This window comes from Mesorhizobium sp. M0862 (assembly GCF_040319795.1).
Lineage (GTDB): Bacteria > Pseudomonadota > Alphaproteobacteria > Rhizobiales > Rhizobiaceae > Mesorhizobium.
In genome coordinates this window covers 66,781-79,789 of record NZ_JAMYOJ010000002.1, presented here as the reverse complement: position 1 = coordinate 79,789, position 13,009 = coordinate 66,781, and the positions used below count along the sequence as shown (strand labels likewise).

Below are 13,009 nucleotides of genomic sequence, written 5' to 3'. Positions count from 1 at the left end.
GATCCAACCTCACATCTCGATGCCGTCGTTTGGGTCGAGGGCGACCTGGCGGGCGACCCCACACATCTGCTGGCGAAGAATGCGGCTTTGCCGCGCGGCGTCTTCGGGTTCGTCGTCTTCGATAATGGCAAACTCTTCCTGTGCCCTCAGTCCGTTGGTCTCCTTCGCGATAGCGACGTGATCGGGCAACTCGGGCTCGCGGCGTACGCCGCCATTGGCCGCATCCTGCTCGGTCTTCTCGGCCTCGGCGGGGACCATGGGCGAAGGTCTCTGCAGCGTGAGTGCCGACCAGTTGTCCTTGCGTGTGGACCGACCGCTCGTGACCGGATCTGGGGGCGGCAGGACGCGCTGCTTGAACCGCTCGTCCTCGAAATAGCGAGCTTTCTTAGCACGTACGGGTGGCGTTCCGGCCACCATGACGATCTCGTCGCTCGGCGGGAGTTGCATGACTTCGCCAGGGGTGAGCAGGGGCCTGGCCGTTTCCGAGCGCGAGACCATGAGATGCCCGAGCCAGGGTGACAGCCGGTGCCCGGCATAGTTCCTCATCGCTTTCAGTTCGGTAGCAGTGCCCAGCGCGTCCGATACACGCTTGGCGGTTCGTTCGTCGTTCGTGGCGAAGCTCACGCGGACATGGCAGTTGTCGAGGATCGAGTTGTTGGCGCCGTAAGCCTTTTCGATCTGGTTGAGCGATTGCGCGATGAGGAAGGCCTTGAGGCCGTAGCCCGCCATGAAGGCCAAGGCGCTCTCGAAGAAATCCAGCCGACCCAAAGCTGGAAACTCGTCGAGCATCATCAGGACGCGGTGGCGGCGGTCCGTCGCATGAAGATCTTCAGTCAGGCGCCGGCCGATCTGGTTGAGCACCAGGCGAATAAGAGGCTTGGTGCGTGAAATGTCGGACGGCGGTACGACGAGGTAGAGCGTCGCCGGCCTGGCGCCTGAAACGATGTCGGCGATCCGCCAGTCGCAGCGGCGGGTGACCTCGGCGACAACCGGGTCGCGATAGAGGCCGAGAAACGACATGGCGGTCGAGAGCACGCCGGACCGCTCATTGTCGGATTTGTTCAAGAGCTCGCGCGCCGTCGACGCCACGACAGGATGCGGACCAGCTTCTCTCAGATGCGGCGTCGTCATCATCGCCGCCAGCGTGGCCTCGATCGGCCGCCTCGGGTCCGAGAGGAATCCAGCGACGCCAGCCAACGTCTTGTCAGGCTCGGCGTAGAGTACATGCAGGATGGCGCCGACGAGCAGAGAATGGCTCGTCTTCTCCCAATGGTTCCGCTTTTCGAGCGAGCCTTCGGGGTCGACCAACACGTCGGCGACATTCTGGACGTCGCGGACCTCCCATTCGCCGCGGCGCACCTCAAGTAGCGGATTGTAGGCAGAGGACTTCCTATTTGTAGGATCGAACAACAGCACCCGCCCATGCCGGGCTCGAAAGCCTGCGGTGAGTTGCCAGTTTTCGCCTTTGATATCGTGGACGATGGCCGATTCTGGCCAGGCGAGAAGCGAGGGTATGACGAGGCCGACGCCTTTGCCGCTTCGCGTCGGCGCGAAGCACAACACATGTTCGGGGCCGTCATGGCGGAGATAGCCGCCATCGAGCTTGCCCAGCACCACCCCGTCAGGGCCGAACAGGCCGGCAGCCCTGACCTCGTCCGGCTTCGCCCACCGTGCCGAGCCATACGTCTCGACATTCTTTGCCTCGCGCGCTCGCCAGACCGACATGCCGACCGCCACGGCGATGGAGATGAAGCCTCCAGAGGCCGCAATGAAGGCGCCCTCGACAAAGATCGCCGGCGCATAGGCCTCGTAGAAGTACCACCACCAAAAGAATGCCGGCGGATAGTAGAATGGGACCGTCGCGAACTCGAACCATGGCGGCCCGAGTTGCGTCTGGAAGCCGAGCCTCCACGCTGTCCATTGCGTCGCTGCCCAGGTCGTGGCGAGCACGATCAGGAAGACGACTGTGATCTGGCCCCAAAGGATTTTCGTGGCGGACAAAGTGCGTGGTCCTCGACAGGAAATACAATCAAGGTCAGCGGTCAACTCACTTCATTGCAAGGCTTCACCTTCGAGGGTAGCAAGCCCGGCGGCGCTAGAGCACATATAGAGGGAAAAGGGTAGGTCGCTATGCAGGCCCGCGCTAAGCCCAACGTACAGCGAAGACGTTAATTGACTGCGCTGCAAACCGCAGCAATGCGCCTAGTGTCAGTCATCATGTGAGGCCGCAGCTGAACCCGAAAGCAGTCCTTCGTTCCTGATCGAAGCGCGGACGCGAGACGCGTCTGGCCCGAGCACACCGCCAGGGAAAGGGTCAAGCCAAGAACGATCCATATCGAGCTTGCCTCTCCTTCACTAATAGAACCTTCCGTGATCTCGTATTTTGATTATAGTGCACCTGTACATCGATCTTATCGCACGCGTGGAGACTTTGTTCCGTTGCGGAAATTCTTGCCGTGGCACCAAGGGAGGTAGCGATGTCTCGCCGGAAGCGTCCGCCGGGCGATATCGATAATGCGCAAGGGGCTGTACAGCGCTCAACGGTGACAACTGGCGCAACTGCCAGCCCGCCGATTTCGTCGAATCTCGATGGTGCGGCTGTGCGCAGCAAAACCCCTCGGCTGATAGAAAACCCGTGGATTGCGCTCGTCCTGCTGCCGGTCCTCACCACGCTACTAGGCGTCCTCGCGGCCCTCTACCTTGATGACTGGCGCGCGTCGCGCGAACAGAAGGACCGGGCAATCGGCCTGTTGCAGATCGCCGGTCAGGAATGTGACGCGATCATCGGAACGCTCGAGGGCGTGCAGATCCAACAGCAGCCCGTGTTTGTCCCCTCGCTCGGAATCGCCCTCTTGAACATCCAGCAGGATGCGGCGAGCCTCAACGTCATTCCGGCATCAGATTTTCGCGACCTCGTCCAGCAACTCGTCGGGATTCAGTCCACCTTGAGCGACTATGGCCGACTGGCCAATGACTACAGGTTCTTGGCGATGCAGGTTCCGCGCGGCGCTCCGCCCGCGATTCTGCCGATGCCTAACGGTCCGCCGAAACCAGAGACGCCAGAGGAAGCCCGGGAACGCTTTACAAAGGCGATGGAGGAGCTGGAGACGATGAGGCAGACGCATCTTGAGCACATGCGTCAGACACTGCAGTCCTACAAGAACGCAGTGAAAGGCTTCTGTGCGGTCGGCGCACGTATCCGCGATCAACTCACAGGTTAGAAAATTGGCTAAGCGGCGCCAAGATCAGGTGCTTCTGGCCTTCAGACTGCGAAATCAGTACGCGGATAGCGGAGGTTGGTCTGGATAACTCCTTCTGCCTGATCCGATCTAAAACAATTGGGCGACCAGCTTGTCGACCTCATTCGCTTCCTTAGCGAACACCTTTTTCAATGCGTCTGGGTCTCCGCCGCTGACTTTCCAGTAAGTATACCAGTAATCGGCGTGCTCGGCATTGGTTTGGCCGATCGCCGCGGCCACCTTCTTGAAGGCAATGCGGACCAGGTAGGCACCGAACTGGTCATTCTGCTCAAGTAATGTCCGAATTAGATTTCCATCGGGAAAGTACGAGCATGAGCTGTCCTTTGGGTCATAGCCGGGAAGGTCATCCTCTGAATCCTTCAGTTCCTTCTTGGTATTCCCGGTAGTACCTGCGAGCTTGTCGATATAGCCTGCTTGGCGAGCGTACTGCATAGCTTCCTTTGCGCGATAAGCTTCGAACTGGAAGAAGCTTCTTGCAGGTCCGTCGCCGTATTGAACGCGCGTTCGTAACTTGTCGCCCTCATGCCAGGCAACATGAAGGAGAAAGCGTTTGGTGTTATCCGAAGGGTTAGGGTCAAGAGCGTCAACGCAGGCGCCAACAATCGGCCGGAAAGCAACAGCCCGCTTCATTGGATCGGGCTCATCAGGAATATCGGCCAATGCTGAGCGTACAAGAGAGACATTCCGAGCAGCGGCAAGAACAAGGGCTTCGTGCCACATCGAGATTGTTGCCTGCGTAGCAGCGCGCTGATCTTTCGATAGCTGGTTCAACTCCGGAAGATCGCAGAGGAGCCGGCTGCAAAGGTCTATCTGTTCCAAGATCTCGCGTTGTTGCGGCAAAAGATCGGACAGCGCCTCTAGACGCCGTGCGCGCACTCTCAACGGCGCGCGCCTTGCAGACTGTTTTTGCCCGTGAGCGGATGTCGATTTGCGTGGCGTCTTTGCCATGGTCGATGTCCCTTGGATTGATTCACAACGAGAATGCGAGCGCCAAGCTGCGCCTGGGGACGCTCTCCATCCCAAGTAGATCTGACAGATCGCATGGACCCGCTGATGTCGGGTCAGTCTTGCTCCGGCTAGGCCGGCGCCTTGCGACCTCTGCGCGCCGTGACAGTAGCCACGGTCATCGACGGTGCGAAATTAAGGTCACCGGCGATCGTGGAACTCTTTCGAGCGCAGTGGACGACCTGATAGATCTTCTCCCAGTTGCCTGGGGCGCAGGTGAGGCATCCGGCCGAAAACTTCCCGGGGTGCAAATAGCGGTCCCCACTCGTACCCAAGCGGAACCACACCGTTCCATGTGCCCCGTATGCCGAGCCCAAAGAGTGGGGAAAGTCGGCAATCGATACCAAATGGTCGCCATCGGGAAGGGGATTGTCGGGGTCTGTTTTGGCGGGAAATGGACCAAGCGACTTCTTTGCGCTGCTCTCGGTATAGGTCATCGAGACCTCGAGGTCGTACTCGATGCCATCGATCACGACCGGACCACTAGACGTGGTCACAACCTTCATCTTCAGGTCAGAGACCCTGCGGTAACTTGCCTCCAGATTGCCTGAGGCAACGTCAAAAGTCTCGCCGTCGAGGGCACCTTCGCTGATGGTGCCCGAATCGCGCCCCCCGCTGGAACCTGTCAGAGAGACCTTCAGGCCGGATGGAATCGATTCCGTACTGCCGCCGGTCTTGACCAGAAGCCAGCCATCCGAAGTAGCACGGACGTATTTGACCTGCGCGACCGTGGTTTTCACCTGACGGCGCCTGGGTTTGCCCCGATCCTTTCCGTAGAACCGTAGCCAGTAAAGTCGGTCGACGGTTTCTTCGAGAAAGGCGATCCGCGACGCCAGCGTTTCTTTTTCCGCGTTGCCGCTAGGCTTGCGTGTTGAAGTCGAAGTAACCGCCTTCTTCATGGTTTCCTCCCGGCCACACGTTGAATTTCGGTTAATTGTGGACATAAGAGCACAAGTACTTGCCCAAAGCCAGGGAATCAGCCAGCCTTGTAAATTACTAGGCACTTAGAACTATATTTGGTGTAGTCGTGCGCGCCAGCATGTCCTGGTGACGGGGTGGAAGCATATTGAATGTGTGGACGCCTTTGTAGGAAGAATAGACGGAAGAGCCACCTGTTCTTCTGAGTAAGAAATATCAGTTTAACTTTGAGTAGTTTGAGAGGGCGTAGCCAATAGCTCGTGATTGAGCAAGGGAATTCAACAAGCCTGGCCGGCGGAAAGGGAACATGCCATGTTTCTCGCGTTCAGGCTGTTCGGGAATTTTCATTGGCCGCCGGTCCCGGAACGCCCGCTCGAAACCCCTGACCAAACACAGGCCGGCGTCATCGAGATCTTCTTCGGTGAGAAGGCAGGCGGCGGGGCGGGGACGTTCACGGCGCTGTTGAGGTGGTGTCCCGGGCGCGTAGAGGGCGGCACGGGCACGCCGGAGCCTGATGCAGGCACTCTGTCACTGTTTAGATTGGATCAAAAAGATGCCCTGAATTGGTTCGAAGGCACGCGCGATGCTGAAGGCATTATTTGGCTTGATGGCGATAAGGCAACAAAAATTGCCTTCCGCGGGGCCTTCCTCCTGGAGCAGTATGGCGAACAATACGGCGATGCGCCTCTGCAGTGGCCGCTGGTCTCTCAGGTAAAATACGTCACAGACAGTATGACCCATACGGCCCTGATGCTTTACCGCTACAGGGTGCCGCTGTTCCGCTTCAACCTCAACCTCCCGCTTCCTGTCATGCGTAGGGTTGAGTCGGGACTTTACACCGACGCACCGGCATTTCCATTCTGCGTGGTCTATAACGCCGTTTCCAAGTCGGACAGCAACCCGCCTTCGCCACATACTATCGTTGCGGGATGGATTGAAGCAGACGCCACCGCTGATACGGCTGATACGCGAGGCGTTCAGTCTTACATCTTGAACTCGAGCGAGGCGCCGGCGGATAGCCGGCTCGGGCGCTTCGGTTTCGCAACGCAACAGGACGGCAAGAAATACTTTGCCGTACTGGCCGGGCGGGGTGACGGCAGCGTTCCAATAGAGCGGATGTGGCCTGCCAATTTGAAGGTTGCGGCAAGGCAGATTCTCCAGCGCTATGGGTTTTCGATTTCCGGAAACGGCTCGAAAGTCGATCTCGTCGACAAGTACGGCAACCCCGCGCTCGCCGCGAACGCGCTCAGCCTACGGTTCGAAAACGATCGGCTGATCTACCGTGTCGCGATACCGACCGGCTTCACAGCATCCGGCAGCGACATCACGGCGGCATCCGGCGCAAAACTCCAGGTCAGGCTCACTCAGGAACTTGGCGGTCCAGTTGCAGACCGTGTGCACTACGATGCCTCGGCAGCGCCAGTCTCGCTCTTGGCTTTGGGCAAGACGCTACTGGTGGACTGCGAAATGTCGTGGTCGATTGAACCGGGGAAGATCTGGCCCCCAACGGAGCCCAGCGGCCCTGGGCATGATGGCCGTGACTGGAATGCAAAAGTCTCACTGCGTCTGATGTGGAGTGAGACGGTCAACACTTTCGGCAGCGCCGCGGCAAGCCCGTCGACACCGCTGCCGTTGGGGCTGTTGGCACTCGCCAACTACAGCTTGGCCACAACGCGAGACGCGCTGGTCGCTGGCGAGGCAGGTATGCCGCACTCGTTCTTGCCCGAAATCCTCAAGATCGCCGGCTCAAGCGAAATTCGCTTTTGCTTGCACGGTTCGCCCCTCGATGCGGTTTTCTATCAGGCAGGGTCGACCGCTTGGGGCCGGGCCACCGATCCGGAGGGCTGGTCGCGGCCGCCGATGCGTCTCACGCTAGCTGACGCGCAATCACTTGGCTCACACCTCGAGGGCGAAGCCGAGACTGAAATTGCCGTCCATCTGACGAATATCAGTTTCTTCCAGACAGACGGCGTGAGGCTGCATGCGACGCTCGCACCGGACTTGGCGTGGCCGCCGGCCAGCGCTGCTCAGATACGCGACGGCGACCCCTACTTTGCGTCTTATAGATTGATCCTCAACAAGGTCGAAACCGCCGACGGCAAGTCGTGGCGCGGCCGGCTTGGCGCGCTGCAATTCAAGGGCGATCCAGACACAATTAAGTCACCCGCGAACCTTCCCCCCGACGGCTACTTGCGCATTGGACGCGAGGGCGGAGCGGGCTCCTCGTCGAGCCCACTACCCAGCCTTGTGTATCCGCAAGGCGCTGGCGCGGTCGAGATTACCGTTCCCGTTCCTGCGAATCGCATCGATCAGATCACGGCCGACGTCGAGCGGTTCGACAGGACGGGCCGTCCAGGTCCATTGCTTGTCCCAATCTCAAAAGGCTCTCCCGCTAGGGGCAACCACGGCGTCACGCCTTACTGGCTTTTCGCGACAGAGCATTTGGCACCGCGCCAGGACCGCTGGCTCGAGGCAAATGTCTTCGACTTGACCGAGGCCGCGGCCGATGGCGAGCAAAAATCATATGTTATCCTCTCACAGGAGCCGTTTTCTGTCCTGAAGTTCACGCAAAGCCCACTGGGGTCGCGTGGCGATGCGGCAAGTGCCTCGGTCGCTACCTATTCTGGCGATACGCGGCTTTGGCAATACAAGGTCGTCTCGCCATACTATCATTACGTCCTGCCACCTCAGGTAGTCGGCGAAAGCGCCGACAAGCCTCGGCGGCTCGAAATTCACGATCTGCAATCCGGCTCGACCGAACTACCACCCCGGCCTTACGCGACGGAATCATATCCCGACGATCCCAAAGGTACGCCGCTGGACCTCCGTCGCCGGGCCGTCGATTTCCGGCTGACACCGTCGGCCGAAATCTGGATCAGCCCGAGCGATGTCGAGCGCGGTTACTTCGTGCCGGAATCGACCAGTTACGAGATATTCCGCCAGTACGGCGAATACGGGTTGGGCGCTCAACTTTCTTACTTGCGCGGCGAATTCCTCTACGGCCTGTCCGTCGGCATCGACGTCTCCAAGGAAACTGGCATTTCCCGTGGCGCCCGTATCGCCGAGATAGAGGCATTGACCGGACAGTTGCCCGGCCGGGGCGGTGCCAATGCGGCGGCCGACCAGCGCAATCGCTGGAGCGCCGTGCGCGCAGCGGTGGCGCGCCGCCCAGAGCGGCTCGAAGTCTGGGCTCGCAATCTCGATTCCACGGTAGCGTTCACACGGGCTCGTTTCACCGACGGCGTGCGTTTCTCGCTACGGGGCACTGCTCTTCATCGCCATCCGATCGGTCCCGACGGCAAGGTCTCGTCCATCCCCTCAGTGGGCGGCCAGGAACCCAAGGACCTGACGCTCGACAAGCCACGCCATCATCCGCAGGGATTGAGCGGCGGCGCCATTTGGCCAGTCGAATCCAACAACCTCTTCAACACTCTCGTGTCTTCGCCGAGATCCCGCGGAGGTGTTATCCAGCGCATCGCACTCTCCCCGATGGGCGGAGATGCCCAGCAGAAGGCCGAATTCCTGGACGGCAAGGTCACGATCATTTCGGAAACCTACAATGGCCAAGTCCAGCGCCAGCAGGTCGAGGTGCTCGGGCGCATCTGTTGCCTCTGGCACCGCGCCAAGCACGTGGTGGTCTACGAGCGCACGGTCAATGCCTCGGCTCAATTCGCACCATTGAAGGAAGAGGACCCCTACCAGACCCGCACCCGGCGGCCTGTGCTTCGCAAGGTGCGCGAATACATCGAACTGATGCAGGATGAGCGGAACTATCCGGACTTTGCCAATGCCGAACAGCGCAATTCGGGCTTTCTTGAGAGAGTTCGTTTCAATTCCCGCATCATCAATGTGGACAGCGCATGGGGCCGCGATATCGGAGATTTCGGCTGGATGGTCCCTCTCTGGAACCGTCTCGCTTCGCGCCAGCGGCCCCAGGTCTATCCGATGCCCGACGTCGCCTTCGGCGCGCTGGCTGAAGGAGAGGGCGATCGGCCGACTGTTTCGCTGGAATGCCTGGATTCCGATTTCCTTTTCTTCTTCGCCGACTTCAAGGCGGCCACCAGCGACACCGATCTCTGGGTGTCCCGGTTGGGCCTCGACTATGCGAACGTGCCACCCTCGGCCAGTATCTCCAAGTTCGCCGACAAGGCGTCAGCGGACCAGAGGCCGCAGCCCGACGATTTCACAGAGGGGCGCCGCCGGCCGGTCGGCCGCTTTCTCCCTGGACTTCGCCAGTTCACCTGGCGGCTTGCGCCGGCAGCCCAAAAGGCCGCGCTCAACGCGGGACGTTCTGCCAAGCCCGTCTATGTCGACCTGAATTCGGTCACCTTTGTGCGGGCGACCCACGCGCCCGATCAAGCATTGCGACCGGATCTAGTGAAGGTCGTAGCAGATGGTGGGGATATCAATCGCAACAGCGACGAGGCACGGCGGCTGGCCAAGGTCGCCTACTGGCAGACTGATGGTTCCGGGGCGAAGTTCGATTATCAAGACCTGTTGCAAAAAGTCACGAGTCAGAGTGGCGACTTAAAGAAAGCGATCGACGCGAACAATTGGGCAAAAGTCGATGAACTGCTTAAGGATTTCAAAGGAGCCGACTGGAAGACCATAAAGCCGAAGCTGGCAGGATATCTCGCGGGGCTCGCTGACCAAGGGGACCTGAAACCCTTTAAGGATATCACTGGTGTCTTCAAGCAGGGGGGCAAGTTATGCGACAAGCTCAAGCAGGACGCGGTCGATATGGTCAAGCGCAAAGAAATGCTGTTGCGCACGGCCATTCACGATGCCGTCGGCGCAGGGGATGCTGTCCTTGAATCCCTGCCGATCAACAAGTCCGACTTGGCTGGTCACCTTCACGATCTGGCGATCGAGCAAATCCGGCTGATCCTGTCGGAGGCGAGCGCCGACATCGGCAAGCTGGATGAGGGCGTCGAGCAGATGCGGGCGATGCTCCTCGATCTGGAAGCCGAAATCGAGGCGGTGTTCGCCCGAGCGCGCCAGCGCGTCAAGGAATTCTCGGCCGGCTACGAACGCGACAAGCCCTGGTCGGAAGCCCGACGCATCGCATTCCGCAACGGTTTAGCAGCGGCCGTAAACAGCGTCGCGGATGATATCCGAGCCGCAATCGACGAATGCCGGCAACGCCTCGGGGTGGAGTTGAACAACGTCTCGCAAGCCGTGGCCGGTCATGTGGCACGGCTGCTGGCAGAAGCGGCTGAAGCGCGGCTCGAGACCAACATCATCACGGCAAAGGTGGGTGCGGCCGTCGATCAGATTGTGGGGCGCGTGGATCGGGCACTCGCGGAACTGACCATGGTGATTGGTCAGGCGACGAAATCGAAGCTCGATTTGCTGTTGGATAAGGCACAGAGCATTCAGGACACGGGGGTCAAGGATGCTGTCGTCGAGGCCCTCGGAAAGATTAAGGACTATCGCGAAGACGCCCTCCAGAGAATCGCCACAGCGCGGGAACTCGCTGCAAAGGTCGACGACATAGCCGACCGGGGCCTTGAGGGGTTCGATGCAGCGCTTCAGGCAGCCCTGACCGCGGTCTCACAGATCGGTAACCAACTGGCCGCAAACGTGGCCGTCGTGGCCAACGCCCTCTACGCCAGCGCCGACGAGTTTGGCCAGGACGCGGCAAACTGGTTTAGGACCCTTATAGTCGAACAGATTGGAGGTGAACTCGATCGCATCGCCACGTTCGTCGAAGGACCGATCAAGAAGATAGGCGGCGAAGTCGATTCTGCCGTTGCCTTCACGGCCGCCACGATGGAAGAACTCCGGGTCGCCCTGCTGGCCGAAGTCCGCAAGATTCCCGACACCGCGCTGCCGATCATTGACGATGTGCGGGCGGCACTAGCGTCCGCTGAGCAGGCGCTGTCGCCAGATGCGCTGGTCGAAACACTTATTGCCGGATCGGTCGTCGACCCAGCCATCGCACGGCTTCTACAACCTCTGCCTGACACCATCGACGTCAAAATACGGAAACTCGCCGGCGACCGCCTGATGGAATTCGAGGGGTTTGTCGGCGACGCCATCCGTGATCTCCAGGCGTCGGCGCTGGGAACGTTGGCCGAACTCTCGGCTGCGTGTAGCGCCGTCTACGAGGGCGTGGACGAGGTCGCACGGCGCCTTCAGGAAATGGGCGACAACTTCCAGAAATATGTCGATGCCGAACTTGAAAAGGCCTACGAGAACTTCGTCGCGGCACTCGGACCTTTCCCGCAAGAGATTAAGGACGCCAAGAGATTTGCCGAGAAGTTGCTCGGCGCGGTGAAGTCGTTCGACTATTCAGTACGCCGCCTTCAGAACGACCTTTCACGAAGTTTCGAAACGGCCGGGTCCTATGCCGATCGCGTCCTCGATCTTGCGGGCAAGATCGAGGAGGGCGGCCTCATGGCGGCCCCTTCCAATCTATTGAAACTCTATTCAGCGGTTACCTCGGCACCCGAAATAGCGGCTCTAAAAGCCGATATTGACCGAATCCGCTCGGATTTCGACGAACTGTCGGACATCATCCAGACGACAAAGGCGAACGCTTTGTTCAACCGGCTGGGCGATGAACTCAAGGGTCTTGGCCTCTCACTTCCCTTCGACCAAATCGGCGAGCGCCTGCTTCCTGCCGATCTGTCGGGCCTTGATATCGGCAAGGTGTTCCGCAACTTCGGCGGGGCAAAATTAGATCGCCTGTTTTCGGGTTACAAAATTCCCGCCGGGGTACGCGACGCCGTCAAGATCACGCACGATTTCGACAAGAAGCAGGCACGCGCCTGGGTTCAAGTTGACATCAACGCGCCCATGCCCGGCCGCCGTAGCCTGTTTTCGGTGGGCGTCTTCAAAGCAGACTTCGTGGACATGCAACTTGTCGGGCAGGTCCGGCTCGAGGCTTCCAAGGATCAAGACAAGGTCACTCAGACTGGATTCGGCCGCATAGCGACGAAGATCGATATGGTGGCGGGCGGCCAGTCGATGGTTTGCTTCGAGAATTTCGGCTTGAATTTCACCAAGGAGAAGGGGCTCGACATCGAGTTCGACCCCAGCAACATCAGGCTGAACCCGCAGTTCAAGTTCATCCAGGATTTCCTCTCCACCCTGTTCGGCGGCGACCCAGGCGGTCTCACCATCATCACCGAAGGCGGTCTGCCGGTCGGCGTCGAGCACCTGTTCACCATCCCGCCGGTGTCGCTCAACTTTGGCACCAGCGGCGTCCAGAATGTCTCGATCGAGAACCGGTTCAAGCTGGTCGCTTACCCCGATTTCATGCTGGCGGATCGCTTCAACCTTTCTATTCTGGAGCGGCCGTTCATCTTCGCCATCTTCATCATTGGCGGTACCGGCTATATCCAGTTGGAAGCGCAGTACCGTCCCTTCGCCAACGAATTGACCGTGCTTGTCGAGGCCGGGGCAGGGGGCTCTGCCTCGCTAGCGTTCGCCTTCGGCCCATTCTCAGGTCAGGTGTTCATCACGCTCTCCGGCACGCTTTCCTACCGCAAGCTGATCGGCAAGCCCGGCGGCGGCCTCGCGGTTTCGGTCGTGTTGGTCATCGCAGGTCACGTCGACGTCGCCGGCATCATCACCGTCGGCATCACGCTGACGCTACGGATGACCTACCGCGATAGCGGGCAGGTTGACGGTGATGGCAGCCTGTCGGTGACGATCCGCATTTCGAGATTTTTCAAACTTACGGCCCGCGCAAACGTCAAATACAAACTGCGCGGCGGCAAATCCGAAACGAAAGTCTCAACAAGCGTCGATAGCGAGCAACTGAAGCTCGAGAAGGCAAAACAGGTCGTCGACAAGCTCGAAAAGGTGAGGAACTGAGC

General features: G+C 59.7%; 5 protein-coding genes. 2 read left to right on the top strand and 3 right to left on the bottom strand.

All coding sequences use genetic code 11. The features are described from left to right. Positions 1-9: 9 nt before the first annotated feature. Complete coding sequence (locus tag NKI15_RS02980) at positions 10-2,001, bottom strand: conjugal transfer protein TraG (RefSeq protein ID WP_352885690.1); 1,992 nt, start codon at positions 1,999-2,001, stop codon at positions 10-12. Between the two features lie 476 nt (positions 2,002-2,477). On the opposite strand from NKI15_RS02980, the gene NKI15_RS02975 reads away from it, so the two are divergent. Then, positions 2,478-3,221 (top strand): hypothetical protein, encoded by a 744-nt coding sequence (locus NKI15_RS02975; protein WP_352885689.1) that lies wholly within the window; start codon positions 2,478-2,480, stop codon positions 3,219-3,221. 108 nt (positions 3,222-3,329) lie between these two features. Here the strand turns inward: NKI15_RS02975 and NKI15_RS02970 are convergent, their stop codons facing one another. Further along, complete coding sequence (locus NKI15_RS02970) at positions 3,330-4,208, bottom strand: hypothetical protein (RefSeq protein WP_352885688.1); 879 nt, start codon at positions 4,206-4,208, stop codon at positions 3,330-3,332. Between the two features lie 128 nt (positions 4,209-4,336). Then, a complete protein-coding gene (locus tag NKI15_RS02965) occupies positions 4,337-5,164 on the bottom strand; it encodes a hypothetical protein (RefSeq protein ID WP_352885687.1) in 828 nt (275 codons plus the stop codon). Between the two features lie 331 nt (positions 5,165-5,495). On the opposite strand from NKI15_RS02965, the gene NKI15_RS02960 reads away from it, so the two are divergent. After that, positions 5,496-13,007 (top strand): coiled-coil domain-containing protein, encoded by a 7,512-nt coding sequence (locus tag NKI15_RS02960; protein ID WP_352885686.1) that lies wholly within the window; start codon positions 5,496-5,498, stop codon positions 13,005-13,007. The last annotated feature ends 2 nt before the right edge of the window (positions 13,008-13,009 follow it).